This is a genomic window from Flavobacterium sp. HBTb2-11-1 (assembly GCF_009826975.1).
Classification (GTDB): domain Bacteria; phylum Bacteroidota; class Bacteroidia; order Flavobacteriales; family Flavobacteriaceae; genus Flavobacterium.
Window position 1 is genome coordinate 22,682 of record NZ_WUMO01000009.1, and the last position, 24,451, is coordinate 47,132.

Sequence of the window (24,451 nt, forward strand, 5' to 3'; positions counted from 1 at the left end):
TCCTAACAGGATTTTTTAAATTCCAATAAAAAAATTCCAAATTCCAATTCTCGTAAAACTTCCCTTTTAGATTAAAATCCAAGTAAACAAAAAAACAAATTCCGCTTTTTCGAAACTGGAAATTTGGAATTTGGAATTTAAAAATATTGATGTTTTTTAAAAAATTTTAATATTAACTTATATCCAACAAAGTAATAACAAGACATTAACAGCATAAAATTGATATATGTCGGATATTTGTACTGTAATAAACTGGTTATTTATTATTTTGGTTTTGGTTAGTTAAATGATGCCGGCGTCTTCGAGATGTCGGCATTCTTTTTTGGATTAAATTCCAAATAAATTTAAATTACTCAATAAAAAATTCCAAATTCCAATCTTAGCCACATATAGCAAAAAATGGAATTTGGAATTTAAAATATTGGAATTTCTCTTTTTTAATTCTTCAATCTTTCGTGCAGTAATTTGAAGTACGAAAAAGCTTTTAGCAATCTGCTGCCGTGCCAAGAGAACATCTCGCCGTCAACGAAAATAGTTTTGGCGTGGTGTGTAAACCTTCCAATTTCGAAAGCATCTTCTTCTTTAAAAGGATAAGGCTCAGAAGAAAGAAAAACAATATCAGGATCGCCTTCTAAACGCATTTTCTTTAATTCGATTTCAGGATAACGACCTTTCTCTTCGTAGATGTTCTTAAAATGATTCAGTTTTAGCAACTCATTGATATACGTATCATTTCCAGCCACCATATAGGGATTTTTCCAAATAAAATAGGCAGCTTTCTTTTCTTTTATATCCTTTACATAATTTTTAAAATCGCTCAAGGCGAAAACTAATTTATTGTTCCATTTCTGAGCTTCAGTCCTGCAATTGAATAATTGTCCGAAATCTGAAATCATTTGAAAATTATCTTCAACAGAAACAATATTGGTCACCCAAACAGGACAAATTGCACTTAACTGTTCTACAATCTCAAGCGTATTTTCTTCTTTATTGCAGATAATAATATCCGGTTCTAAAAGCTTTATTTTTTCGAAGTGAATTTTCTTTGTTCCGCCGACAATCTTTTTTGTTGATTTAAAATGAAACGGATGAACACAAAACTTCGTTATTCCGATAATTTTCTCCTCTAAACCTAAATCATACAATAATTCGGTTTGCGAAGGGACAAGCGAAATAATACGCTTTGGAGCGGTTTCAAAAGCATGAACAGTTCCTATTTGGTCGGTGAGTTGTTTCATAGTTCTCAGTCGCAGTCACAGTTCCAGTCTAAACTCCGACTAGAAACTGTGACTGAAAACTTTATTTATTAGCAATAATTCCTTCCATTTCCTTTTGCACTTTCAAAGCTTCTTCTCTCGCTTTTTCAGCGAAATCAGTTCCTTTTGAAGCGTAAATAATCGCTCTTGCAGAATTTACCAAAAGACCCACTTTATCATTCATCCCGTATTTGCAAACTTCAGATAAGCTTCCGCCTTGAGCGCCAATTCCCGGAACTAACAAGAAACTGTCTGGAACAATTTTTCTGATTTCTGTAAAGTATTCTGCTTTGGTTGCACCCACAACATACATTAGGTTTTCGCTGTTTTTCCAAGTTTTAGAAGTTTCTAGAACTTGTTTGTACAATTCTTTTCCGTTTGTATTTAAAGTCTGAAAATCGAAAGCTCCTTCATTAGAAGTCAAAGCTAGCATGATCGTGTGTTTATTTTCAAAAGCTAGAAAAGGCTCCACAGAGTCTTTCCCCATATAAGGGGCAACCGTTACACTATCAAAATTAAGGTCTTCAAAAAAAGCTTTGGCATACATACTTGAAGTATTGCCTATATCACCTCGTTTTGCATCTGCAATCGTAAAAATATCAGGATAATTTTCGTTGATATAATGAATTGTTTTTTGCAGAGACATCCATCCTTTTATTCCGTATGCCTCAAAAAAAGCTGTGTTTGGTTTGTATCCAACAGTCAAATCATGAGTGGCATCAATAATGGCTTTATTAAATTCGAAAATCGGATCTTCAGTTTCTAATAAATGCTGCGGAATTTTAGTCAGATCAGGATCTAAACCAACGCATAAAAATGATTTTTTTTGAAGAATTTGTTCGTGTAGTTGTTGTGTTGTCATATTCTTTTTTTCTTGTGCGGCAAAATTACAAATTATAATGGTTAATGAGTTAATGGTTGGTGGTTAATTGTTGGTGGTTGATGGTAATTGCTAATTGTTGGAGGTTAGTTGTTGTTTTCAGGCTGAGTGGAGTCGAAGCCCCTTGCGCCCTTCGGGCTTCATGTGAGAATATTTATTTATGCCAACATTAAATTCTATAAAATCAATAGAAAATTGTGTAATTCTAGAAAAGAACTCAAAAGTATCTTTGAATACAACTTAAAAAGAAACAAATTATGAGCCCAAATATCGGAATCACACCGAAAAACTTAAAAAAAAGCGCTTCTATATTAGCCACGATTTTATCAAACGAAATGACTTTGTATGTAAAAACACGAAAATTTCATTGGAACATTTCTGGAAATAGTTTTATGGAACTGCATAAATTGTTTGAAGAGCAATACCGCATTCTTGAAGCCCAAATTGATGAAGTTGCAGAGCGCATTAATCAGTTGGGAGAAAAAACAATCGGGACAATGAAGGAGTTTATAGACAATTCTACTCTTAAAGAATCTCCAAAAGAATATGCTTCTCAAAAAAATATGCTTTCTGAACTTTTAGAAAACCACGAACAGCTGGTTACTGAATTTAGAAGCTACATTCCGATTTTTGAAAACGAAACTAACGATGCTGGTTCTGCAGATTTTGTTACAGGATTGCTGCAAGAACATGAAAAAATGGCTTGGATTCTTCGAAGATATCAAGTGTAATCGTTTATGGTTAATGTATAATTGACACTTTAATCAAGGATTGAAGTGAAAATTATGCAACAGTCAGAAAAATAAATGTAACAACAGGCTAATAGAAAATTTGCAATTTTACAATACAATACAAAACTAAAAGAGACATCATGAATACGACCGAGATAAAAGGAAACTGGAACGAGTTGAAAGGAAAACTAAAGCAAAAATATGCTGAATTAACAGATGACGATTTGATGTTTGCTGAAGGAAAAGAAGACGAAATGTACGGAAGACTTCAGCAGAAACTGGGAAAAACAAAAGAGGAATTTCATCAAATACTGTCAGAATTGTAATCCTTGCAACTCAATCAGGGAAATACCGTCTAGTACAAAATATTAGACGGTATTTTTTTGAAAATTTTATTTTAAAATCACATTTACTTGTAATTCTATATCATTTAAAAGCAAAAACACCAAATAAAATAAGTATCTTTAACCAAATTTCTATAAAATGAAACTATTTATAAAGTTCGACATTAATACCATTTGCTCTCTTTATTTAAAACAAAATCTGGAACAAAACAATGTAAATTTTACTACTCTAGGTTTTGGCGAAATTGAGATTGAAGACAATCTGGATGCCGAAGCTTTGGAGAATTTAAAAACTAAATTGGCTCCATGCGGTTTTGAAGTAGTTGAAAATCAAAAAAGTGTATTAGTACAAAAAATAAAAGATGCTATTATTGAACTTGTATTTATGGATGATAACAATAATTACAAAAGTTCTGTATTTTTGGCAGAAAAACTAAATCACAGTTACGGATATTTATCGAATGTTTTCTCAGAAGTAACGTATTCTTCTATAGAAAACTTTATCATTTTACAGAAAATCGAAAGAGCAAAACAATTGATTATTATCAACGAAATGAGTTTGACCGAAATTGCTTTTTTACTCAACTACTCGAGTGTGGCGCATTTGAGTACGCAGTTTAAAAACACAACCGGAATTACTCCGTCTGCTTTTCAGAGAATTATTAAGAAACGAAGAGAAAATTTAAAATAAAACCCAAATACCACATTAAAAATGCAAAAAAACGCATTACACATTTTATTGGCCGATGATGATGAAGATGACCGTCTTTTCTTTAAAGATGCATTTGAAGAAATAAAGATACAAACAAATGTAAGTTTTGTTCATGACGGTATGCAACTTATGGATCATTTAATGAACCCAGACAATAAACTTCCAGATATTTTGTTTCTAGATTTAAACATGCCTAAGAAAACAGGTAAAGAGTGTTTAATTGAAATCAAAAAAACGGATCATTTAAAAGATATAATTATTGCCATTTACTCCACGTCTTCCTCTGAAGAAGATATCGAAGATACCTTTATTCAAGGAGCCAATATTTACATCAAAAAGCCAAGCGATTTCAATACGCTCAAAAAAATAATTAATGAGGTTGTGACTGTAAACTGGCATTATCATACTTCTGGTTTAAACCGTGATAATTTCTTGTTGCGACTAAAATAAAAGCATACCAACAATGAAGTGGATACCAAATTTTAATTCTTCAAACTCTTTGAGAGTTATTTTTGTAATCGCAGTTTTCATTCTGTTATTTCTTTCTTCAATTGCTTACAAACATAATCAGGACTTGAACGAATCGAGCAAACTGGTTATGCATGCTTACGAAATCAACATACAGCTCGAACGATTAATGTCGGCTATTAAAGATGCAGAAACGGGTCAGCGCGGGTACATCATTACCCGCAATGCCCGTTTTTTAACTCCCTATATTTATTCTCGCGACAAGGTAAATACTTCATTTATTACCTTAAAAAAACTAACTGCTGATAATCCTAAGCAGCAGGAAAACCTTCAGAAACTCTTCAAGCTCATTACCCAACGTTTTATTTCTTTTGAAAACTGTTTAAAATACAGCGATCCTAAAACATACGATAAAAGAAAACTGGACAATCATATGTTTGGCGGAAGAATCTTAATGGAAAATATCCGTTTTAAGGTTGACGAAATGAACGATATCGAGAAAGATTTCTTAAAGAAACGACTTAAAATTTACGACTCCGAAATCTCTTTGAGTCCGCTGTTTTCGATTTCATTATTCTTGGTGGCTTTGAGTTTTATTTTATTGGCTTACCGCCAAATTAGCCGCGATTTTGAACGTTTGAAAGTATTCAATAAAAAACTTCTTATTTCTAGCGGTTTAATTTCTGAATCTGAAAACATCGGTAAATTCAGCACTTGGCAATGGGATTTGGATTCTGATAAAATTGATTTTTCAGACAACCAATTCCGTTTATTAGGTCTTGAGCCAAAATCTTTTGCTCCTAACAAAGCAACACTTATCAAATATGTTCACCCGGACGACAAAGAATCTGTTGCCAAGGCAATAGACGAAATTGTAGAAAAGAAACATCTTCCGTTTGTATATTATAAAATTGTGCGTCCAGATTTTGAAGTTCGTTATTTTAAGACAACGGGAAAATTGGTGACCGATCAGCAAGGCAGTAAAATTTTGCTGGGAATCAATTTTGATATTACAGACGAGCACCTTCTAAATATCGAACTTCAGGAACGAAATAAGGAACTGGAAAAAAGCAACAAAGAACTAGCTTCTTTCAACCATGTGGCAAGCCACGACTTACAGGAACCTCTTAGAAAAATACAAACTTTCATTTCGAGAGTTTCGAGTGCCGACAAAGAAGTTATGTCTGAAAGCGGTAAAAATTACATTACCAAAATAGAAAGTTCGGCAAAAAGAATGCGTGTTTTAATAGACGATCTTCTTTTATTTTCAAGAACCAATACGACCAAAAAGGAATTCATCAAAATGAATCTGAATGAACTTTTGGATAATGCCGAATCTGAGTTGGGTGAAGTAATTGAAGAAAAGAAAGCTACGATTCAGCGTATTGGCAAACTTCCGAAGCTTTCTGTTATTCCGTATCAGATCGAACAGCTGTTCATTAATTTAATTGGAAATTCATTAAAATACAGCCAGCCCGATGTAAATCCTGAAATTTCTATTTCGAGCGAAAAAGTAAATTCTGCCGATTATCCAGAAATATTAGAACAGTCTATAAAGAAGTACCACAAAATTACTTTTACAGACAACGGAATGGGATTCGATCCGCAGTTTAAAGAAACTATTTTTATTCTTTTTCAGCGTCTTCATTCCAAAACAGATTATCCAGGAACCGGAATCGGATTGGCGATCTGCAAGAAGATTGTCGAAAACCATAAAGGCTATATCACAGCCGATAGTATTTTAGGAAAAGGCTCAGTGTTTACAGTGTTTCTACCCGATTAAACCTCATTAAAAAAACACATAAAAAACGTTATATAAATCCACTATGGGAATTATATAACGTTTCTTTTTTATGCTGTAAAGTAAAATCTTTCATTCGTTAGCATCTTTGTAATGTAATACTTTAGGAAGTAATAATGAAAGCAATTCCCTCTTTAAAGGCTGCATATTTTAGAGTCTTTTTCTTATTCGTATTAGTACTATGCGCGACGTCTTGCAGAAAAATTAATCCGATTGAAAACAATTTTAAAAATCAAGCTTTTGCAAAAAATGACAGAGAAGAAACAGAAGTCTTCTTTTTTATTTCGACGGCGAATATTAGCAAATCAATTATTTCTAAAAGTCAAATTGCACAGAAAAAAAGTTCAGATGTTATTGTTCAGGAATTAAGCAAAAGAATTGAAGTTCAAGAAAATCAATTATTGGAAGAGATTACCAAAATGGCGACATCAAAGCTCATTGTCATTACTGAAATAAATGCCACGCACAAACGAGACCTGTACAACCTTATTGATGCGAGCAGCAATGACTTTAACAATATCTATTTAGATGCAATGACAGAAGCAATTTGTGACCAGATTGAGTTACTCGAGACAATTTCTAGAGAAACCAACGATAAAGAAATTCTAGAACTGGTACTTCGCTTTTTGCCACAACAATACAGACTCTTACGAGAGACTGAACGAATAAAAAAACAAAATGAATAAATGCCTAATTAATTATCTATTAACTAAATTTTTAACTATGAAATTACAAGCCAAATTTTTATGCGCCTTAACACTTTTTTTAACAGCATCATTCGGAATGCTGCACGCTCAGGACAATAATGTAAATACCGAGTTCGGTGTAAAAGGAGGATTCAACATGTCCAACCTATATGGTAGCGGAGATGATGTAGATGACAACAATATTTTATACGGATTTAATGCTGGGGTTTACGCCACACTTCCTATCTCAGATTTTGTTGCCATCCAGCCAGAGCTTTTGTTTACCACAAAAGGAGCGGAATTAGAATATAGCAATGCTTTTGCAAGCGGAAACACAAAATTTAAACTAAACTATATCGAACTTCCACTTTTAGTGAGAGTAAACGTAACCAAAAATTTTAATATTCACGCGGGTGGTTACGCATCGTATTTAGTAAGCTCTAAGGTAACTGGAGATGGAACTTTCGATTTTGATGAAGAAATTGATGCAGATGATCTAGCAAGATTTGATGCCGGTATTTCTGCAGGTATTGGAGTAGATTTTAGCCCAATTAGTGTCGGATTACGTTACAATTATGGTTTAACAACTGTTGGTAAAGAAAGAACTATTGCTGGGACAACTTACACAGTGCCAGATGCAAAAAACAGCAACTTGACCTTATACCTTTCTTATAAGTTAAACTAAACAAGAAATTATTAACCGCTAAAATAAAAAACCATGTCAAACTTATTATATACCATCGCAGTGATTCTGGTAATACTTTGGGCTCTTGGGTTCTTTGTTTACAGTTTCGGAAGCATTATCCATATTTTGCTCGTAATTGCCATTATTGCCGTATTGCTTCGCTTAATTAAAGGTCGCGAAGTTTAAAATCACAACTATTAAATCAACAAATTATTAAATATTAATCCATTAAATTAAATATTATGAAAACTAGTAGCACAATTTTAGGAATTTTAGGAGCCGCAGCGGCGGGAGCATTCATAGGTGTTTTATTTGCACCAGACAAAGGATCAAACACAAGAAAAAAAATCAAAGATAAATCAAGAGATTATGGTGATAACTTGAAATCAAAATTTGATGGCATCGTAAACACAATTACTTCAAACGGTAAAGAAATTATCGAAGAAGGAAAATCTAAACTTAACCAAGTTAAAGAAGATTACAACACGTTGAAAGACGATGCTAAAACAGTAAAATCAAACTATTAATAGCAATCTATTAATTAGTGAAATTTTCAAACCATAAAACCTTATATCATGGAACCAAATGCAACAACAAACGAGAATTTAAATCTTTATGAAAAAGCAGAAAACTATGCTAAAACAAGTTTAGAATTATTAAAACTAAAAACAGTGTGTTCTGTCGCTGATGGTGCTTCATCATTGGCTTCAAAGATTGCGATTGGTATTGTTGTTGCATTTTTTACATTGTTCCTAAACATCGGGATTAGTTTATGGATTGGAAAAGAACTTGGAGAGTATTACTACGGCTTTTTTATCATGGCACTATTCTATCTTATTTTAGTGATTGTGGTGGTAAAATCACACCATAAATTGATAAAAACCCCAATTGGAAATACAATCATCTCCAGCATTCTAAAAGAAACAAAAAACTGATTTAATTTATTAATAAACATAAAAGACTATGGAAGCCATTTACAATATTGATCAATTAAATCGAAAAATTGAGGAATTAGAAGTTCGCCAAGATAAAGAATGGTGCGCTATAAAAGACCATATCGACGAAATTAAAGACAATTTAAAGCCGATAAATCTGATTAGAAATACGGTTGAAGAAATCAACGAAACGGTTGGTTTTAAAAGCCATATCGCGCAATCGGCAATCAGTATCGGAATTGGTTATCTGGCCAAAAGATTTATTGTCGGAAAAGGCGATTCGATGTTCAAAGGCGTTTTGGGCTCTCTCGTTCAGCTCATTGTCACCAATCTGGTTTCGAAACCTCATCATGAATCTTCTGAAGATGAAGAAGAAGATCCTCAATATGAACCATCAAGAGAGTAATTGTTAACTTAATTTAATTATTATGGAAAAGCTTAGTGAAATAGTAATAAAAAATGGTGTATACGTTTACTCGAATCTATATAAATGTTTTGAATATACGAGAGTATTTTTAGGAGTATAGTTTTTTTTTTAGCTTCTAAGATGCTAAGACACTAAGTTTCTAAGTTTTAGATTCTTCGAATCTTATTTTATTATTGAAACTCAAAATCATAAAAAAAACAGCATCACAAAGTGATGCTGTTTTTTTTATGTGTTAAAGTAAAGCTTAGAAACTTTGTATCTTAATGATCTCAGCATCTAAGAAGTTTCATTAGTAAACTTCTGAAGCTTCCTTCAATTTCTCCATGTTGTTAACCAACTGAAGCTCAGAAACGATTTTCTGAATATCACCGTTCATGATATTTCCTAAATCATAAAGCGTTAAACCAATACGGTGATCGGTTACACGTCCTTGCGCGTAGTTGTACGTACGGATTTTTGCCGAACGGTCTCCAGAACTTACCTGAGAACTACGTTTTTTAGCATCTTCCTCTTGCTTTTTAGCCAATTCCATTTCGTACAAACGAGAACGTAATACCATCAAAGCTTTATCTTTATTCTTGTGCTGCGATTTCTCATCCTGACATTGCGCCACCAATCCTGTTGGAATGTGCGTTAAACGTACAGCCGATTTCGTAGTATTTACCGACTGACCTCCAGGTCCAGACGAACAGAAGAAATCTACACGAACATCGTTCATATCTACCTGAACATCAAACTCCTCAGCTTCTGGCAAAACCATAACCGTTGCAGCCGATGTGTGCACACGACCTTGAGTTTCTGTCTGCGGAACACGCTGTACACGGTGAACACCCGCTTCAAACTTCAAAGTTCCGTATACATCTTCTCCTGTAACTTCAAAAATAATCTCTTTGAAACCTCCAGAAGTACCCTCGTTCATATCTACTACAGATGATCTCCATCCCATAGACTCGCAATATTTCGTGTACATTCTAAACAAGTCACCAGCAAAAATACTCGCTTCGTCCCCACCCGTTCCGGCGCGGATCTCCACCATAACGTTTTTCGCGTCTTCAGGATCTTTAGGAATAAGCATAAATTTGATTTCCTCCTCCAATTCTGGCAGACGTTCTTTTGCTTCATCCAATTGCATTTTGGCCATTTCCACCATTTCAGCATCGCTTCCGTCAGCAATAATTTCGTTTGCTTCGTCGATGTTTGCTAAAACTATGATGTACTCTTCTCTCTTTTCAACAAGCGCTTTTATCCCTTTATATTCTTGGTTAAGCTGCTTATAACGTTTTTGATCAGAAATAACATCCGGCTGAATAATCAAATCCGAAATCTCATCGAAACGCTGCTTTACATATTGAAGTCTATCTAACATTTTCTAATTCCTTTTATTGGACGGCAAAATTACAAAATTTTTATCGAAAATTCTAGTGTTCATTTTTTAGGGAATTTAAGTTGAATATTTAGCGGAATTGTAATGATTTTTAGGAGCTGTTTCCTGCTATCCGCTTTATCTTTTCCTTGCTAAAGAAGCAAGAAAAAGGATGCCGCTACTATCAGGGCTAGGGCTTCAGTTTTCATAATTACGTTTACGGTTTTCCGTAATGTATTTAGCATTTATGTCCTTAGTTTTGAAAACCATACTAAACTAACAACCATAAATTTTAAAATGAAAAAACTACTCACCACATTCTTGTTTCTTTTTATAATTACCCTAAATTATTCTCAAAATAATTCTGAAGCTCGCCAATTTATTGAAAATGCAGAAATCACTCAAATAAATAAAGATTGGAATGTAAAAGCAGAATTCAAATCTGGTATTGATGAAATAGTTTCTTTCTTTCCAATTGAAGTAATTAATTTAAAATCTAATAGAAAAATAAAATCATTACAAGTAGACATGACTCTAAAATACCACGGAAATAATGATTTCAAATCTTCATGGATTGATTTAAACGAAGTTGACGAATTTATATTGTTTATTGAACAATATGTTATTCCAAACCTTAAAGATAAAACCGAAAAAAATCAATCAACAACATATATTTTTAATTCAAAAGAAATAAGGTTTAGTTTTTATATTCAAAAAAACTCTAGAAGAATATCAATTTATCTAAAAGATAATGGTGTTACAGATTATGGACATTATTTCTGGACAGAAACGCAAGTAGGAAAAATTCCTGAGTTGTTGACGATGTTGAAGGAAATTAAGTAAATCTTCTGTTTTTCAAAAAAAATCAGGTGTATTTACTTGGTGCATATTTTACAATAAACACGATTTTTGTTTTTACTATAACTAAACATCCTACTTACAAGTCAAATATTTTTATCAATATTAAAAGAAAAAGAATGGAAATAAAAAAGGAAAATAGTACATCAAAACCAAAAACATCAAATGGCGGACGAGGTCGAAATCCAAGAACCCCGAAAAACTTTAGAATTACAACTGGCGGAAACTCAAATCAAAGAAATAGAAGTTGGATAATAAAGCGAATTCTGGGAAGAGCAACTCGAGTTATAGGAATTAAAGACGAAAATGAGAATTCAAAAGTTATAATAAATGATCTTCCTTGTGAGATTTACTTAGATACCGATAATGTTGAAGTTGCAGAAATCTTTTACAAAAACTTTTTAAATGTCTTAAAAACGGTAGATTTAGAATTAACTAAAGAATATCCCTCAATAAAAGGCTCATGGATAAAGAAATTTTGGGTTGGGACTAAAAATTTTAGTAAATCAGAAATTCTAACAAGATTAGAAAAAATAGAAAGAGGTGTTGAATTACAGTACATTGACAAAGTCCAATCAGAAGTTGATTTAAATACGGCTAACGCTATTGGAATTTTATTAGCACAAACAAAAGACATCCCGCAATTTTCAAGTCTTGTAGGAAGCTTATTGTTTGCTAAAACTACTATTAACGGAGAATCTAGAATATTTGCTCAAACCTTAACACAAGATCAATTAGCAATATTAAAAGAAAATCCAACTTTGATTCATAACCCTTTTAATTTAATTATAAAAATGGAAGAGTCAAAAGCAAATGTTTTAGCGGAGAGCAGTGTGAAAAAATTAGAAGGAGAATAATACTTGACTTATTAAAAACATTTTCGGGTGCCATAAATAAAAAATGCATTATGACTGAAAAATCCACCTTGATTTTAACACGACTTTTACTAATTACAAGTGCAGTAATCTTTGGTTATTTTTTAATTATTACTATTGCTAATGGTTATTGGATTTGGGGCGAAAATTTAGACTTTACCGCAACTGGTCAATTTGGAGATTTTATAGGAGGATTTCTTGGAACAGTAATAAATGCTGCTGCCTTTTATTTTCTTTACTTAACGTTAAATGAGCAAAGAAAATCAGGACAGCAACAAAGTTTTGAAACTAAAATTTATGACATAATCCGTTTGCATAGAGAAAATGTAAAAGAACTTGAATACACGAAATTTGCAAGGGGTAAAATGCAAACTTCTAAATCAAGAAAAGTCTTTCGCGTAATTGTTCAAGAGTTTATGGATTGCTACCACGAAGTTCATCGATTTTGTAAAATGTATCCTGATACAACAATTCTTAAATCAGAATATGAATTAATTCTTAAAAATATTATTGAAGAGAATAAACTTCGTGTTTCAACCCGAGAATTAGCATTACTAGATATAGCATTTTGCTTTTTTTACTTTGGAGTTGGAAAGGAAAGTGAAACAATTTTACTTCATAAATTTTTCAATCGTTACAATAAAAACTTCGCACATCCTCTCAAAATTTTCATACAACTAAAACCCAAACAAGAGTTGGGAAATATGTATCGTTACTGGGAAAATTTTAAGTGTCTTGAAGTAGCTAAAATGAAAGATGAATTCGAAAAAATTTATCGCGATAGCTTAAAATCAGAAGAATCTCTATATAATGTAGAAAAACATTATCTGTTTGAAAACTTAAAAGCTGAAAAATATTATGGTGGACATCAGCATAGATTAGGGCATTATTTTAGACACTTATTTCAAGCATTTAAATTTCTTTCAAGACAAGATTTTCTTGATTACGACGAAAAGTACTTTTATGCTAAGTCAATTAGATCGCAGTTTTCAACTTATGAGCAGTTTATTTTATTTTTCAATAGTCTGTCATCATTAGGTATGAAATGGGAATACACTAGTGATATTAACAATGAGCCTTCCAATATTGAGCCAAACGATTACAAATTCATTACAAGATATAATTTAATAAAAAATCTTCCTGGGAGTCAATACTATAATTTCACATATAGAAAATTTTATCCGAAAGTTCGTTATGAATACCTTGATGATTTAACTTACACAAATAAAATTTCAAATGACCCCCGCTCCACGAAGTCTTCAACTGAAAAGCTACGCAAACGTCTCAGACTTTGTGTTTTTCTAGTTTCTTAGAAACCCGAAAACTCGATAGCGCGGATTTGCAATCTGTACCCGCAACAGTGAAACACAATTAAAATCGTAAAAACAAAAAGCCACAAAATCACGTGCCTTTTTTCATATATTTATAAACAAAAAAAAAATACTTTTTGCTATAGCTAGCAGTTAAATAATTAAAATGAACCTAAAAAAACATCCCTTCTTCAAAAAATACAAAATTATCAAAATTGTATTATTAGTTCATTTAATATTTTCGCTCGTTATTTTTGTTTCAATGCTAGTGCATGGCATTGCAGACAAGGATATTTTAGGAACTTTTGCAAGAGCTTTTGAAAATCATAAAGCTTTTGAGAATCCTGAAAAATACCTCAAAAAAGAGATTTTTGTAATAGATTCCGTTTTTATTGACATAGAAACATCTTCTAGTCAAGGAAAATCTACTTCTAAAGACATCACAGTAATTAGAGGCAATCTATTACATTCTGCAAAGAAAAAAGAATTAAGATTTACAGGAATGAATCTTAACTTCTTTGATGACACCTACAATGTAAACAAAAATATAAAACCAATTAAAGTGTGGAGAAACACTATTAATGATGAAGTTTTTTTGGGAAACGAAAGAGAGTTTGAAAGGGCGAAAACGAATGCTGTTTTGCACATATACTTTTATCTTTCTATTATTCCGCTTTTTATTATTCTGTTAATTTTAAAAAAGAAATCAGAATAAAATAGCCCGCCCGCTCCACGAAATCTTCAATTGAAACGCTACGCAAACGTCTCTGACTTTGTGCTTTTATATCAAAAAATCACAACTGAACCTTAAACAAATCATCCAACAACTCCATTTCATCTGCTGGCAATAACTGCAAAGCAATTTCAAGCAAAGTCATTACATTGACATTATTGTCTTTTGTAAAACTCGACAAACCGTTTGCATCTGGATTAAGCAAAATAATACTTGCTTTTAGCAAATCTGAAACCATTAGATTTAATTCGTTATAAGAAGATACTTTTAGCGGTATTGTATACGAGTTAATTTCTTTTGGCACTGGTTTTAGTTTGCTGAAATAGCTTCCTTTATTTATTAATTCTAACAATTCTTCGGCTCTTTCTTTATTTTGCATTTCTATTTTCATATAAGATTTGTTTTACAATTTTAAGCAAATATATAAAATTTCGGTTGCAAACAATCGATTTTTAACAATCATATCGAAACAATCTATTACTTGTAATTTCATTTCTATGAAAAGAGAAAGAAAAAGCGAAATTCCAGAAGTTGTAAAAGAACTCGGAAATAAGATAAAAGATATGATTGACAGCAATGATTTAAAACCAAGAGAGGTTGCTCATGATGCTGAAATGGATGTAGAAAACTTAAGAAAATATATAAAAGGCTCGCAAGAAATGAAAGTAAGCACTTTGTTTAAGATTGCACAAGCTTTAAAAATTCATCCAAGTGAATTAATTAAGGATTTGTAGATTTTACCCTCAATTTCTGTAACAGTTATCATAAGCAATAAATATAACCCTTCTAATAATTAACAATGAAAAAACTTTTATTATTATCAATAATTATCCTTCTTACTTCATTTAAAACTTTTACTTCGGATAGTATTTTAAATTTTGAATACGAATTAAAATATACGATTCAAAAAAAGGAATGTTCTGTTTTTACATCCAAATCTAATCCGAATGATTACTTAATACATTATAAAGAAAATAATTTTTATACCCTTTTTTATAATAATCAGCTATTTAACATAAGTTTTTCTGATTCTGGTGAAATTAATTACCAAAGATCAAGCGCACAGAACACAATTCCTAAAGAAAAATTGAATTTATTGACGGAAACTAAAGAGACAAAAATGATTAACAATTTACTTTGCCATAAGTACGTCGCAAATTTATCTCAATTTAAATCTCGTCAAATTGAAGTATTTATTTCTAAAAACAATAAAATCAACAATGTTAACTTCTTACAGATGTATGGTTTAAAAAACAATATCAATACTAAAGGATTAGTTATGGAAATGGTGCCAAGCGAGTTTTTTTCATTGATCGAAACAAAACCAGTTAAAAAAGCTTTAAAAATTGATGTAAATAAATTAAAAAGTTTGGTTGAAAAAAGAGATCATAATAGTACAAACGAGGTTCAAACAACGGTTGACAATTAATTTTTTCCTTGCTAGCGCGAGCGTCACGCTCGTGCAAACAATCTACGTAGGAAGTCTATTTTCTTATTCTATTTCCTTCTAGTTTTGTCATTTCGAGGAACGAGAAATCACACTCGTTGATCTACAAAGATTGGCAAGTATACTTTGCGGAGTTTCTAGTGTGATTTCTCGTTCCTCGAAATGACAATATTTTTTGGAAAACCTTTGTGGAACTACTTGCGAAGATTTCTCCTAACGTCGAAATGACAAAACTGAGTTAAATGAATTTACAAACATACGCACACCCGATAGCGCGGATTTGCAATCCGTGCTCGTAACAGCAAGACACAATACAAAAATTTAAAAGCCAATCTTTGTGGGCACGGATTGCAAATCCGCGCTATCGGGTCTGATGGGCTATAATGCCATATTCTGAAAACGACATTTCATTAAAATTTAGTTTGAACAATTAAAAAATTAAAAATGGAAAACTTCGACTGGACTTCCTTCACTAAAAAAATAGCCGTTAAAGCTAAACTTACAGACATTTACAATGCGTGGACAAAAGCTAATGAGTTGGAAAAATGGTTTCTAGAAAAAGTATCTTTTTTTGATGCGAATCTAGAACCAATCAGCAAAGACCAAAATATTTCGGAAGGCAATGCTTATGAATGGCTTTGGTATTTGTATGATGATGCCATGAAAGGAAAAATCACTTCTGCCAACGGTAAAGACTATTTGCAGTTTACGTTTGAAGGAACGTGTCTGGTTGATATAAAATTGAGCGAAACAAATGGCTATACGATTGTAGAACTTCGCCATCATAACATTCCGACAGATGATAATTCGAAACAATACATCAGATTGGGCTGTTCCAACGGATGGCATTTTTATTTGACCAATCTGAAATCGGTTTACGAAGGTGGACTGGATTTGCGCAATAAAGATGAAAATTTGAATCCTATGATTAATAATTAAACTAGGTCATTAAAATGGATCTTGAACAAATAATATCGGGTCGTATTATTTTGGAGTTTTTAGGAGCTTCAGTACGATTTCTTGGTTACAATTTATGGACTCTTTCCAACGACAATGACTTTAGAACATTTTCAAGTTTCTGGTCGCCAGGCGGCAGTATCAAAAAAAGAGATGATAACAGCGATCGAAATCATATGATTGGAGGTATCTTTTTAGGTAGTTTTGTAATGTTGTTGATTGTTTTTAATACCTAATTTATTACGCCACAACACATTCCATATTTTTTTCTTCCATAATCTGCATATCGATTATTTTCTGAGCAACGGTTCCTCTTTCAAATAAGCGAATGAATTTGAAAATAGCACTCACAAAATATCCAGGGTTCGAAACCAATCGGGCGATTTCTGTAATTCTTTTATCTCTTAATTGCGTACAGGCTTCTCTTTCGTTTTCTGGAACAGCTACAAATTCGTTGGCAAATTTCCATGCGCCGTTTCTTGCTGTTTCCATGCTGAAATCTATAAAGAAATTGTCTACTTTGCCCGTAAATTTTAGAATCCACGTAAGTGTTGGCCAAATTTTGATCAAGCACTTTTCGACACCTCCAACCAAATCGCTAAGAATAAAATTTATTTGATCAAAATCATGTTTTAAATCCTCGATGTCTTCGACTGTACTGACTTCTGCCGAGGCAATTCCTAAATCGAGATTTATATGTGCATTGATTCCGAGCAATAAATGCTGCAATACTATTGGCCAGAACTTTTCGGCTTGTTCAAAAGCAAATGCCCAGCATTCAGACGGTTCTTCTTTGGCCTGATATTGATAATAAGCTTTCAAGTATCGATTGGCAAAAATAACATCAAGTTTTTCCATTCGATCTCCGTTCTGAAAAGAACCAGCCAAAATACCTTCTTTTACTCTTACTGTAACTTCACGATACAGAATAGCAAAAAGTCCTAAATTGCTCTGGTCTATTTTTGATTTTTCTATTATCTGATCCAACAACAGGATAACTTCGTCTATAGTTTCAGCTTGTTTCATACTCATTTATAATTGGTTATGATTAAATTGAGAAAAACGAATTTAGTTATTTTAAGCTTTCAATGAACGTTTTTTGAAGTAATTCTCTTATTATTTACTTATTATTTACTTTCTATTATTTCAAAAAAAATCCCAAAAGAAAACTCTTTTGGGATTGTTGCTGACTTTAAAACGAAAACGAACAATATGTATATTACTCCTCTACTTTAAGAATTTCTAATTTTAGATTTCCTTTTTTAGCAGGCCATTCAATAATATCGCCTTCTTTATAACCTACCATTGCAATTGCTTCATCTGAAAGAACCGAAATTTTATTTTTGCTCGCTTTTGCTTTATCCGGACCAACTATAAGAATTGTTTTTTCTTCATTTGTGATATGGTCTTTATAAGTAACTTTTCGATCTATCGAAACGATATCTTCAGGCAGATTTTTTCGCAATACTTGCGTGGCATATTTTAGTTCACTTAATAAAAGTTCTTCTTCCTGAGCGGTCACTTTTTTTCTTCTTACGTGATCTTTAATTAAATCGTATGTTCCTGTTGTTAAAATTATATGTTGTGACATGACTTTCTTGTGTGTTTCATTCTTTCTAAGACATGACACAACTCTACAGTGAATAGCACGCAAAACGGCATATTCAACGATATCATATCCTGAATAAATGAGATTAAATAATAAAATGAAATGGTAAAATATCCCCTGCCTAGAGTTGTGACAGGGCAAAAGAAATAAACTCTTTTGAGCTTTTCAAGAAAGTATCGTCATGCAAATACAGCAATGTGCATATTAAGCACATAAGACGGCTGTTTATTAAATAAAAATTTGCAGTGATCATTGTCGTATTAATTGTAATCTGTTAGCAAGATACATTTTTTTTCTTACAATAAAAAAATTATAAAATTTACAATACGGTTTTACGTAAGGATTTTGATTTAAAACCAATTATTTTTGAAAAAAGTCTTAAAATCATCCGAAAAATAAAACCAATGAAACTAGCAATAACCACATTACTTTTAATTTTAAAATTAAATTTATTTGCACAATCCAATCAGTTTGCGGGCGATTATACTTGTTCTCTTTCTAGCGAAAATCATAAACTTGAATATAAATTGACTTTAAATCAAGACGGAACATTTGAGTTTCATTACTATTCAAATATACAAGGCGGAACTCCGCAAGAAACAAATAAATACGGAAAAGGAAGATGGAGCGCAAAAGATAATCTTATTACTTTTTCTTCTGATAAAAAAACAGATTTAGACCAAAAATACACATTAGATTTTAGCAATTCTACAGCGAGATTTATCACTAAAAATCTGAGAGATAAAAGCGATAAAATAGTGAAGACAAAACTTCAGTTTTTAGAATCGGAAATCTTATGGATGAGAAGAATTGATATTTTTAAATCCTAAACATTTAGACTGTCTCGAAAGTATTATTATCTATGAAAAAAATCGTTTTTACAGTCTTAACCTCTATTACGCTAGTTTCCTGCTTTGGTTTTTACGATTACGAAATCGATACTATTGTAGACAACTACGAAGTTCTTTGGGTTGATGCTTACGAATCTAGGTCTTTAAAAAAAGGAGAAACCATAATTCCTGCTTTTGTTTTTGCTACAGGATACAATTCGAAATATATTTACTCGAAACAGCATCCGCTTTTGGAAAATTCCAAAGAGAAAATAAATTTAAATATAACGCATTATTATATTATCGAAAGAACAAAAAGCATTTTTCAAGACAAACCCGTATTTGGACCATTCAATAAAACTGAATTCGAAAAAAAATGCCAAGAACTTTCCATCAAAAAACCTGAATTTAACTTAACTTTCCCAACTGAGTTTTGATTAATTTTAAAGTCCTTCAGATATTGATCGCCAACCTATGACAAAAAGACTATTACTATTAATTTCAATTTTAATTTATGGCTGTAATAAAGTAGACATAAATGACAAAAGCAAAAGAAATGAAAATTGGGTATATTGGGTTGACTCCAAAACTGGTGAAGCATTTTGGATTCCTGTCAGTGATCAAACTACTGTTAAAAATGGAAAATACACTTCTTTTTACAGTAAAGGAACAATTTACGAAAAGGGGAAATTAAAAAATGGTAAAAAAATAGATACAATTTATTGGTACGATTTAAATGAAAAATTAATTCATTACGCGCTTGCTAAATCAGATACTTTCACACAATACTATGTAAATGAAGGTCCTTATATTTCTTATTTTCAAGATGGAAAAGTTTTTGAAAAAGCAATCGTAAAAAATCATAAAATTGAAGATCAATGGACTAGATATTATAACAATGGCAATATCGAATGGGCTAATAATCTTAACGACGGAACTGGCAAAAAAATATGGTATTTTGAAAATGGGCAATTATCACATTCAACAGATTTTGTTAAAGGTAAAATAGATGGTAAAAACGAAAGCTGGCATAAAAACGGACAAAGAAAAGAGCTTTCTCATTGGGTTAACGGAATTCAAAATGGATTATATGAATCATTTTATGAGAATGGTAAACTTGAAACGCGTACTAATTGGCTTAATGGTGAAACAGAAGGAAAAAGTGAAATCTGGTATGAAAATGGCCAAAAAAAAGGCATCCAGTTTTATAAATCTGGGCTTACGAATGGAAATTACAAACTATGGCATTCTAATGGAAAATTAAGAGCAGATATGTATTTTTCTATGGGTAAAAAAAATGGAAAAGCAGTTAAATATTATGAAAATGGGAATCTTCAAGCCGAAGGATTTTACAAAAACGATCTTGAGGATGGTACTTTCAAATGGTATGATGAAAATGGTAAACTCATAAAAAAAACAGATTTTATTGATGGAAAAAAAATTGACAAATAATCATTTACTATTTATAGCGAATCATAAGAAACATAAACTTCACTAAAGCCAAGCAAAAAACCTCTGTCCCTTTGTCCCTAACAACCTTTGCCCCTTTCCCATAAAATCCCTATTTTCGCTCTTTCAATAAGAAAAGGAAAAAATGAAGGTCTGTATTGCTGAGAAACCAAGTGTAGCACGTGAAATTGCAGCCGTTTTGGGCGCTAATACCAAACATGATGGCTATTTTGAAGGCAATGGCTACGCTGTGACTTACACTTTTGGACATTTATGCACCTTAAAAGAACCCAATGATTATAAGCCGCACTGGAAAAGCTGGGATCTGAATAATCTTCCAATGCTTCCTGAAAAATTTGAAACCAAAGTGGTTCAGAATTCGGGAATTCAGAAACAGTTCAAAATCATTAAAAGTCTTTTCGACAAAGCCGAAGTCGTCATAAACTGCGGGGATGCTGGACAGGAAGGAGAACTGATTCAACGCTGGGTAATGAACGAGGCGAATTACAAAGGCGAGATTCAGCGTTTATGGATTTCGTCACTTACAACTGAAGCCATCAAAGAAGGTTTTGAAAACTTAAAACCATCAGCCAATTACGATAATTTATATTACGCCGGATTTTCCAGAGCCATTGGCGACTGGTTATTGGGCATGAACGCTACACGTTTGTATACCGTAAAACATGGCGGCTACAAACAGGTTTTGTCTATCGGACGTGTGCAAACGCCAACGCTGGCAATGGTTGTAGATCGTTTTAGAGAAATCGAAAATTTTAAGCCTCAACCCTATTGGGAATTGCAGACTTTGTACAGAGAAACACTTTTTAGCTATGAAGAAGGCCGTTTTCTAAACCAAGAAGATGGACAAATTATAGCCGCAAAAGTTAAAGAAAGTGATTTTGAAATTGTTTCTGTGGATAAAAAGAACGGAAACGAATATGCTCCAAAACTTTTCGACTTAACTGGTTTACAGGTGTATTGCAATCAGAAATTCGGATTTTCGGCAGAAGAAACGCTTAAAATTGCGCAGACTTTGTATGAGCAGAAAGTAATCACTTATCCCAGAGTAGATACGACTTTTTTACCCAATGATATTTATCCGAAAGTACCAGGCATTTTGCAAAAATTAACCAATTATGCAGAACTGACTCAGCCTGTTTTGGAGAAAAAAATCAAAAAATCGCCAAAGGTTTTCAACGATAAAAAAGTAACCGATCACCACGCGATTATTCCAACGGGAATCCAAAACAATCTGCCGTTTAATCAGCAGCAGGTTTATGATATTATAACGAGACGTTTTATTGCCGTTTTTTACGATGATTGTTTGGTTGCGAATACAACCGTAATCGGAAAAGCTGCCGATGTGACTTTTAAAGCAACAGGAAAAGAAATCTTGAAAAAAGGGTTCCGTGTTGTTTTCGAAGATCCGAACGCGAAAGAAAAAGAACCCGATTTATTGCCGAGTTTTACTGTAGGCGAAAAAGGGCCACATGAACCTTCTTTTCTTCAAAAAGAAACCAAACCGCCCAATCAGTTTACCGAAGCGACTTTATTGCGTGCGATGGAAACCGCGGGAAAACAAGTTGATGATGAAGATTTACGTGAATTGATGAAGGAAAACGGAATCGGGCGTCCGTCAACTCGCGCGAATATTATTGAAACGCTTTTCAAGCGCCAATATATTGTTCGAAACAAAAAACAGGTTTTACCCACTTTGACTGGAATTCAATTGATTGATACGATTCAGAACGAATTGGTAAAATCGGCTGAACTTACGGGGACATGGGAAAAACAGCTAAAGGATATAGAGAAAGGAACTTTCACCGCTGCGGCATTCATCAGAAACATGAAACGCATGGTAGAAGCTTTAGTGTATGAAGTGCGAAGCGAAACCAAACATGCTAATATTTCTCATGCTGCAACGATTCAGAAACCCGTTGTAAAAGCAGAAAAAGAGAAAAAGAAAGCTTCTGGAATTTCTGCAGAAACTTGTCCGAAATGCCAAAAAGGAAATATACTGAAAGGAAAATCGGCTTTTGGATGCAGCGAATACAAATCGGGCTGTGATTTTGTATTGCCTTTTGTTTTTCACGATAAAAAAATTACAGAAAGCCAGTATTTACGATTGGTTCAGAAAGGTTCTACAGTCAACATAAAAGGTTTCAAAACCGATTCTGGAACTGTGGAAGGATTAATTCGTTTTGAGGAAAATTACAAACTGAAATTAGAACCAAAGAAAACCGATAAAAAATCCGAAGCAAAAGAAAGTTCAGATGCTTTGATGTGTCCGAAATGCAAAAAGGGAACTATTCTAAAAGGCAAAACGGCTTATGGCTGTGCCGAATACAAATCGGGCTGTGATTTTAAGGTTACTTTTGATGAAGTTCGAGCAAAATTAAAAGACCAAAAACCAACTAAGGAACTGGTGTATTCTATTTTGAGTGAAAGCTTTTAAGCTTTTTTTTAGCCACGAATTCACGAATTAATTTTTAAAAATTACTGTGTCTATATTATTTGCCACAGATTGAGCGGATTAAAATGATTCTTTACTCTGTGCATTTTACCAATAATTACATAAATTTTTTCTCGCAGATTTAGCAGATTTGACAGATTTTTATAATACAGAGTACAAAATAAATCTGCTAAATCTGCGTGAGACAAAATCATTTTAATCCTTTTAATCTGTGGCTAAAAATAATTTTGCTTTCAATAATAATTCGAAAAATTCGCAGAAAACTTCCATTCCGTTTATCAAGAAAAATTCGTGAATTCGTGGCTAAAAAAAAATTCATACATTAGTACCACATTACCAAACCAAAATATCAAAAAATATGTTTCAGAAAATTACTCTTTTAGCTCTTGTATTAGCCGCAGTTTCTTGCCAGAAAAAAGAAACGGTTGAGAAAGATAAAATCAAAAAAGCCGACTGGTTAATTGGGAACTGGGAAAATAAATCTCCTGAAGGCGTTTTATCTGAAAACTGGCAAAAGTTAAATGACAGTACTTTCAGCGCTTCTTCTTATTTCATTAAAGGAAAAGACACTTTGCATTTTGAAACAATAATTCTGGCTCAACTTGGTGAGACGCTTACTTACAAAGCAACTGTAAAAGGGCAAAACGACGACAAACCTGTTTTCTTCCCTTCAACTTCTGAAACAGAACAAAAATTGGTTTTCGAAAATCCGAAACACGATTATCCTCAAAAAATTACTTATACAAAAGGTGCCAATAATACTTTGACAGCAGAGATTTCTGGAAATTTGAATGGAAAACCGAGTTCGGAGAAGTTTGTGATGACGAAGAAGTAAGCAAATAGAAATTTAGTAATCCTATTAATATATTAGATGAGAATATATTCATCGCTTCAAATTGGCGATTACCATCAAAATAATTGTGAAGATCATTTATTTGTTGGCGAATATGGCAAAAATAAAATTCTTTGCGCTGTGATGGATGGCTGTACCACTGCTTTAGAAAGTCAATTTGCTTCTTTACTAGTTGGGAAAATTCTAAAAAAAATCTGTATAGAAAAAGGTTATAAAGAATTTATTGAAAAAAAGACAGAACCTATTCTTCCAGAAGAAAATCTAAAGCTTATTTTACAAGATCTATTAAGCGAACTCCGAATTGTTAAAAATCAGTTGCTGATTGATGAGAAAGAATTATTGACAACGCTAATAATTCTTTTATTTGACAAAGAACAAGAAAGTGGTATTGTGTTGGTAATTGGTGACGGTCTAGTAAATATAAACGGAAAAATAACGGAGTTTGAACAAGACAACAAACCCGATTATTTAGGTTTTCATCTTACTGAGGATTTTCAAACTTTTTACAATTTACAAAACCAAAAAATTACATTCAATACACTAGATGATATTAGTATTTCTACTGATGGCATTTTTACTTTCGAAAAATTGCTGCCAAAAAACTCTAGTGAAGAAATTGATGTAATTCAATTTTTGACAATTGACAAAGTAAACTCTAAAGAGGATGATATGTTTGCTTTTAAATTGAAGACATTACAAAATGAATTCGGATTAAAACCAACAGATGATTTCTCAATTATTAGAATAATAAAATAAGGGAATTATAAAT

Annotated in this window: 31 protein-coding genes; 25 read left to right on the top strand and 6 right to left on the bottom strand. The window is 32.5% G+C overall.

Features of this window, described 5'->3' with window-relative positions; all coding sequences use genetic code 11:
- Nucleotides 1-437 precede the first annotated feature (437 nt).
- Both GR162_RS18495 and pyrF read right to left on the bottom strand, forming a co-directional pair.
- Nucleotides 438-1,238 carry an ABC transporter substrate-binding protein gene (locus GR162_RS18495; RefSeq protein ID WP_160783335.1) on the bottom strand — a complete coding sequence of 267 codons (801 nt, stop codon included), beginning with the start codon at nucleotides 1,236-1,238 and terminating at the stop codon, nucleotides 438-440.
- 61 nt (nucleotides 1,239-1,299) lie between these two features.
- Nucleotides 1,300-2,118, bottom strand: a complete 819-nt coding sequence (gene pyrF, locus GR162_RS18500; protein ID WP_160783336.1) for an orotidine-5'-phosphate decarboxylase — start codon at nucleotides 2,116-2,118, stop codon at nucleotides 1,300-1,302.
- 275 nt (nucleotides 2,119-2,393) lie between these two features.
- On the opposite strand from pyrF, the gene GR162_RS18505 reads away from it, so the two are divergent.
- From GR162_RS18505 to GR162_RS18555, 11 genes are all read left to right on the top strand, one after another.
- Nucleotides 2,394-2,867 carry a Dps family protein gene (locus GR162_RS18505; RefSeq protein WP_008462353.1) on the top strand — a complete coding sequence of 158 codons (474 nt, stop codon included), beginning with the start codon at nucleotides 2,394-2,396 and terminating at the stop codon, nucleotides 2,865-2,867.
- A gap of 140 nt (nucleotides 2,868-3,007) precedes the next feature.
- On the top strand, nucleotides 3,008-3,193 hold the full coding sequence (locus GR162_RS18510; protein WP_008462351.1) for a CsbD family protein: 186 nt from the start codon (nucleotides 3,008-3,010) through the stop codon (nucleotides 3,191-3,193).
- A gap of 157 nt (nucleotides 3,194-3,350) precedes the next feature.
- A complete protein-coding gene (locus tag GR162_RS18515; RefSeq protein WP_160783337.1) occupies nucleotides 3,351-3,902 on the top strand; it encodes an AraC family transcriptional regulator in 552 nt (183 codons plus the stop codon).
- 21 nt (nucleotides 3,903-3,923) lie between these two features.
- Nucleotides 3,924-4,373, top strand: a complete 450-nt coding sequence (locus GR162_RS18520) for a response regulator (protein WP_008462348.1) — start codon at nucleotides 3,924-3,926, stop codon at nucleotides 4,371-4,373.
- Between the two features lie 13 nt (nucleotides 4,374-4,386).
- Nucleotides 4,387-6,174, top strand: a complete 1,788-nt coding sequence (locus tag GR162_RS18525; protein WP_066032349.1) for a CHASE3 domain-containing protein — start codon at nucleotides 4,387-4,389, stop codon at nucleotides 6,172-6,174.
- 134 nt (nucleotides 6,175-6,308) lie between these two features.
- Nucleotides 6,309-6,878 carry a DUF4142 domain-containing protein gene (locus tag GR162_RS18530; protein WP_066032350.1) on the top strand — a complete coding sequence of 190 codons (570 nt, stop codon included), beginning with the start codon at nucleotides 6,309-6,311 and terminating at the stop codon, nucleotides 6,876-6,878.
- Nucleotides 6,879-6,915: 37 nt separating this feature from the next.
- On the top strand, nucleotides 6,916-7,563 hold the full coding sequence (locus tag GR162_RS18535) for a porin family protein (protein ID WP_066032351.1): 648 nt from the start codon (nucleotides 6,916-6,918) through the stop codon (nucleotides 7,561-7,563).
- 33 nt (nucleotides 7,564-7,596) lie between these two features.
- Nucleotides 7,597-7,749: a lmo0937 family membrane protein gene (locus GR162_RS18540; RefSeq protein ID WP_111365189.1), complete on the top strand. Its 153-nt coding sequence runs from the start codon at nucleotides 7,597-7,599 to the stop codon at nucleotides 7,747-7,749.
- Between the two features lie 56 nt (nucleotides 7,750-7,805).
- Complete coding sequence (locus GR162_RS18545) at nucleotides 7,806-8,090, top strand: YtxH domain-containing protein (RefSeq protein WP_008462340.1); 285 nt, start codon at nucleotides 7,806-7,808, stop codon at nucleotides 8,088-8,090.
- Between the two features lie 48 nt (nucleotides 8,091-8,138).
- Nucleotides 8,139-8,498, top strand: a complete 360-nt coding sequence (locus tag GR162_RS18550; protein WP_008462338.1) for a hypothetical protein — start codon at nucleotides 8,139-8,141, stop codon at nucleotides 8,496-8,498.
- Nucleotides 8,499-8,526: 28 nt separating this feature from the next.
- Nucleotides 8,527-8,904 carry a hypothetical protein gene (locus GR162_RS18555; protein WP_160783338.1) on the top strand — a complete coding sequence of 126 codons (378 nt, stop codon included), beginning with the start codon at nucleotides 8,527-8,529 and terminating at the stop codon, nucleotides 8,902-8,904.
- Between the two features lie 310 nt (nucleotides 8,905-9,214).
- On the opposite strand, the gene prfA is transcribed toward GR162_RS18555, so the two are convergent.
- Nucleotides 9,215-10,291, bottom strand: coding sequence for a peptide chain release factor 1 (gene prfA, locus GR162_RS18560; RefSeq protein WP_008462336.1), 1,077 nt, complete (start codon nucleotides 10,289-10,291; stop codon nucleotides 9,215-9,217).
- Nucleotides 10,292-10,585: 294 nt separating this feature from the next.
- Between prfA and GR162_RS18565 the strand changes: the two genes are divergently transcribed.
- The 4 genes from GR162_RS18565 (at nucleotide 10,586) to GR162_RS18580 (ending at nucleotide 14,046) form a co-directional block, all read left to right on the top strand.
- Nucleotides 10,586-11,131, top strand: coding sequence for a hypothetical protein (locus tag GR162_RS18565; protein ID WP_160783339.1), 546 nt, complete (start codon nucleotides 10,586-10,588; stop codon nucleotides 11,129-11,131).
- Nucleotides 11,132-11,265: 134 nt separating this feature from the next.
- Nucleotides 11,266-12,003 carry a hypothetical protein gene (locus GR162_RS18570; protein WP_160783340.1) on the top strand — a complete coding sequence of 246 codons (738 nt, stop codon included), beginning with the start codon at nucleotides 11,266-11,268 and terminating at the stop codon, nucleotides 12,001-12,003.
- Nucleotides 12,004-12,053: 50 nt separating this feature from the next.
- Entirely contained in the window at nucleotides 12,054-13,334 is a 1,281-nt protein-coding gene (locus tag GR162_RS18575) for a putative phage abortive infection protein (RefSeq protein ID WP_160783341.1), read from the top strand.
- A gap of 163 nt (nucleotides 13,335-13,497) precedes the next feature.
- A complete protein-coding gene (locus GR162_RS18580) occupies nucleotides 13,498-14,046 on the top strand; it encodes a hypothetical protein (RefSeq protein WP_160783342.1) in 549 nt (182 codons plus the stop codon).
- Nucleotides 14,047-14,125: 79 nt separating this feature from the next.
- Here the strand turns inward: GR162_RS18580 and GR162_RS18585 are convergent, their stop codons facing one another.
- A complete protein-coding gene (locus tag GR162_RS18585; protein WP_160783343.1) occupies nucleotides 14,126-14,455 on the bottom strand; it encodes a hypothetical protein in 330 nt (109 codons plus the stop codon).
- A gap of 106 nt (nucleotides 14,456-14,561) precedes the next feature.
- Between GR162_RS18585 and GR162_RS18590 the strand changes: the two genes are divergently transcribed.
- From GR162_RS18590 to GR162_RS18605, 4 genes are all read left to right on the top strand, one after another.
- The gene (locus tag GR162_RS18590) at nucleotides 14,562-14,798 is read left to right on the top strand and encodes a helix-turn-helix domain-containing protein (RefSeq protein ID WP_160783344.1); all 237 of its coding nucleotides are present in this window, start codon (nucleotides 14,562-14,564) and stop codon (nucleotides 14,796-14,798) included.
- Between the two features lie 65 nt (nucleotides 14,799-14,863).
- A complete protein-coding gene (locus tag GR162_RS18595) occupies nucleotides 14,864-15,493 on the top strand; it encodes a hypothetical protein (RefSeq protein ID WP_160783345.1) in 630 nt (209 codons plus the stop codon).
- Nucleotides 15,494-15,955: 462 nt separating this feature from the next.
- Complete coding sequence (locus GR162_RS18600; RefSeq protein WP_160783346.1) at nucleotides 15,956-16,450, top strand: SRPBCC domain-containing protein; 495 nt, start codon at nucleotides 15,956-15,958, stop codon at nucleotides 16,448-16,450.
- Nucleotides 16,451-16,464: 14 nt separating this feature from the next.
- Nucleotides 16,465-16,704 (top strand): hypothetical protein, encoded by a 240-nt coding sequence (locus GR162_RS18605; RefSeq protein ID WP_160783347.1) that lies wholly within the window; start codon nucleotides 16,465-16,467, stop codon nucleotides 16,702-16,704.
- A 4-nt stretch (nucleotides 16,705-16,708) separates the two neighbouring features.
- Here GR162_RS18605 and GR162_RS18610 read toward each other — a convergent pair whose 3' ends face one another.
- Together GR162_RS18610 and GR162_RS18615 are read right to left on the bottom strand one after the other, a co-directional pair.
- Entirely contained in the window at nucleotides 16,709-17,500 is a 792-nt protein-coding gene (locus GR162_RS18610) for a DUF5995 family protein (RefSeq protein WP_160783348.1), read from the bottom strand.
- A gap of 187 nt (nucleotides 17,501-17,687) precedes the next feature.
- Nucleotides 17,688-18,059 carry a GreA/GreB family elongation factor gene (locus tag GR162_RS18615; RefSeq protein WP_160783349.1) on the bottom strand — a complete coding sequence of 124 codons (372 nt, stop codon included), beginning with the start codon at nucleotides 18,057-18,059 and terminating at the stop codon, nucleotides 17,688-17,690.
- A gap of 422 nt (nucleotides 18,060-18,481) precedes the next feature.
- On the opposite strand from GR162_RS18615, the gene GR162_RS18620 reads away from it, so the two are divergent.
- From GR162_RS18620 to GR162_RS18645, 6 genes are all read left to right on the top strand, one after another.
- A complete protein-coding gene (locus tag GR162_RS18620; protein WP_160783350.1) occupies nucleotides 18,482-18,907 on the top strand; it encodes a copper resistance protein NlpE N-terminal domain-containing protein in 426 nt (141 codons plus the stop codon).
- A 32-nt stretch (nucleotides 18,908-18,939) separates the two neighbouring features.
- Nucleotides 18,940-19,344 carry a DUF3997 domain-containing protein gene (locus GR162_RS18625; protein WP_160783351.1) on the top strand — a complete coding sequence of 135 codons (405 nt, stop codon included), beginning with the start codon at nucleotides 18,940-18,942 and terminating at the stop codon, nucleotides 19,342-19,344.
- Nucleotides 19,345-19,381: 37 nt separating this feature from the next.
- Nucleotides 19,382-20,359 carry a toxin-antitoxin system YwqK family antitoxin gene (locus GR162_RS18630; RefSeq protein ID WP_160783352.1) on the top strand — a complete coding sequence of 326 codons (978 nt, stop codon included), beginning with the start codon at nucleotides 19,382-19,384 and terminating at the stop codon, nucleotides 20,357-20,359.
- A gap of 142 nt (nucleotides 20,360-20,501) precedes the next feature.
- Nucleotides 20,502-22,811 carry a type IA DNA topoisomerase gene (locus GR162_RS18635; protein ID WP_160783353.1) on the top strand — a complete coding sequence of 770 codons (2,310 nt, stop codon included), beginning with the start codon at nucleotides 20,502-20,504 and terminating at the stop codon, nucleotides 22,809-22,811.
- 376 nt (nucleotides 22,812-23,187) lie between these two features.
- On the top strand, nucleotides 23,188-23,664 hold the full coding sequence (locus GR162_RS18640; protein ID WP_091130792.1) for a DUF6265 family protein: 477 nt from the start codon (nucleotides 23,188-23,190) through the stop codon (nucleotides 23,662-23,664).
- 36 nt (nucleotides 23,665-23,700) lie between these two features.
- Entirely contained in the window at nucleotides 23,701-24,438 is a 738-nt protein-coding gene (locus tag GR162_RS18645; protein ID WP_160783354.1) for a protein phosphatase 2C domain-containing protein, read from the top strand.
- Nucleotides 24,439-24,451 lie beyond the last annotated feature (13 nt).

Bases quoted from the DNA above. Each gene is read 5' to 3' on its own strand.
- GR162_RS18495 (WP_160783335.1), bottom strand. From the start codon at position 1,238: ATGAAACAACTCACCGACCAAATAGGAACTGTTCATGCTTTTGAAACC.
- pyrF (WP_160783336.1), bottom strand. From the start codon at position 2,118: ATGACAACACAACAACTACACGAACAAATTCTTCAAAAAAAATCATTT.
- GR162_RS18505 (WP_008462353.1), top strand. From the start codon at position 2,394: ATGAGCCCAAATATCGGAATCACACCGAAAAACTTAAAAAAAAGCGCT.
- GR162_RS18510 (WP_008462351.1), top strand. From the start codon at position 3,008: ATGAATACGACCGAGATAAAAGGAAACTGGAACGAGTTGAAAGGAAAA.
- GR162_RS18515 (WP_160783337.1), top strand. From the start codon at position 3,351: ATGAAACTATTTATAAAGTTCGACATTAATACCATTTGCTCTCTTTAT.
- GR162_RS18520 (WP_008462348.1), top strand. From the start codon at position 3,924: ATGCAAAAAAACGCATTACACATTTTATTGGCCGATGATGATGAAGAT.
- GR162_RS18525 (WP_066032349.1), top strand. From the start codon at position 4,387: ATGAAGTGGATACCAAATTTTAATTCTTCAAACTCTTTGAGAGTTATT.
- GR162_RS18530 (WP_066032350.1), top strand. From the start codon at position 6,309: ATGAAAGCAATTCCCTCTTTAAAGGCTGCATATTTTAGAGTCTTTTTC.
- GR162_RS18535 (WP_066032351.1), top strand. From the start codon at position 6,916: ATGAAATTACAAGCCAAATTTTTATGCGCCTTAACACTTTTTTTAACA.
- GR162_RS18540 (WP_111365189.1), top strand. From the start codon at position 7,597: ATGTCAAACTTATTATATACCATCGCAGTGATTCTGGTAATACTTTGG.
- GR162_RS18545 (WP_008462340.1), top strand. From the start codon at position 7,806: ATGAAAACTAGTAGCACAATTTTAGGAATTTTAGGAGCCGCAGCGGCG.
- GR162_RS18550 (WP_008462338.1), top strand. From the start codon at position 8,139: ATGGAACCAAATGCAACAACAAACGAGAATTTAAATCTTTATGAAAAA.
- GR162_RS18555 (WP_160783338.1), top strand. From the start codon at position 8,527: ATGGAAGCCATTTACAATATTGATCAATTAAATCGAAAAATTGAGGAA.
- prfA (WP_008462336.1), bottom strand. From the start codon at position 10,291: ATGTTAGATAGACTTCAATATGTAAAGCAGCGTTTCGATGAGATTTCG.
- GR162_RS18565 (WP_160783339.1), top strand. From the start codon at position 10,586: ATGAAAAAACTACTCACCACATTCTTGTTTCTTTTTATAATTACCCTA.
- GR162_RS18570 (WP_160783340.1), top strand. From the start codon at position 11,266: ATGGAAATAAAAAAGGAAAATAGTACATCAAAACCAAAAACATCAAAT.
- GR162_RS18575 (WP_160783341.1), top strand. From the start codon at position 12,054: ATGACTGAAAAATCCACCTTGATTTTAACACGACTTTTACTAATTACA.
- GR162_RS18580 (WP_160783342.1), top strand. From the start codon at position 13,498: ATGAACCTAAAAAAACATCCCTTCTTCAAAAAATACAAAATTATCAAA.
- GR162_RS18585 (WP_160783343.1), bottom strand. From the start codon at position 14,455: ATGAAAATAGAAATGCAAAATAAAGAAAGAGCCGAAGAATTGTTAGAA.
- GR162_RS18590 (WP_160783344.1), top strand. From the start codon at position 14,562: ATGAAAAGAGAAAGAAAAAGCGAAATTCCAGAAGTTGTAAAAGAACTC.
- GR162_RS18595 (WP_160783345.1), top strand. From the start codon at position 14,864: ATGAAAAAACTTTTATTATTATCAATAATTATCCTTCTTACTTCATTT.
- GR162_RS18600 (WP_160783346.1), top strand. From the start codon at position 15,956: ATGGAAAACTTCGACTGGACTTCCTTCACTAAAAAAATAGCCGTTAAA.
- GR162_RS18605 (WP_160783347.1), top strand. From the start codon at position 16,465: ATGGATCTTGAACAAATAATATCGGGTCGTATTATTTTGGAGTTTTTA.
- GR162_RS18610 (WP_160783348.1), bottom strand. From the start codon at position 17,500: ATGAGTATGAAACAAGCTGAAACTATAGACGAAGTTATCCTGTTGTTG.
- GR162_RS18615 (WP_160783349.1), bottom strand. From the start codon at position 18,059: ATGTCACAACATATAATTTTAACAACAGGAACATACGATTTAATTAAA.
- GR162_RS18620 (WP_160783350.1), top strand. From the start codon at position 18,482: ATGAAACTAGCAATAACCACATTACTTTTAATTTTAAAATTAAATTTA.
- GR162_RS18625 (WP_160783351.1), top strand. From the start codon at position 18,940: ATGAAAAAAATCGTTTTTACAGTCTTAACCTCTATTACGCTAGTTTCC.
- GR162_RS18630 (WP_160783352.1), top strand. From the start codon at position 19,382: ATGACAAAAAGACTATTACTATTAATTTCAATTTTAATTTATGGCTGT.
- GR162_RS18635 (WP_160783353.1), top strand. From the start codon at position 20,502: ATGAAGGTCTGTATTGCTGAGAAACCAAGTGTAGCACGTGAAATTGCA.
- GR162_RS18640 (WP_091130792.1), top strand. From the start codon at position 23,188: ATGTTTCAGAAAATTACTCTTTTAGCTCTTGTATTAGCCGCAGTTTCT.
- GR162_RS18645 (WP_160783354.1), top strand. From the start codon at position 23,701: ATGAGAATATATTCATCGCTTCAAATTGGCGATTACCATCAAAATAAT.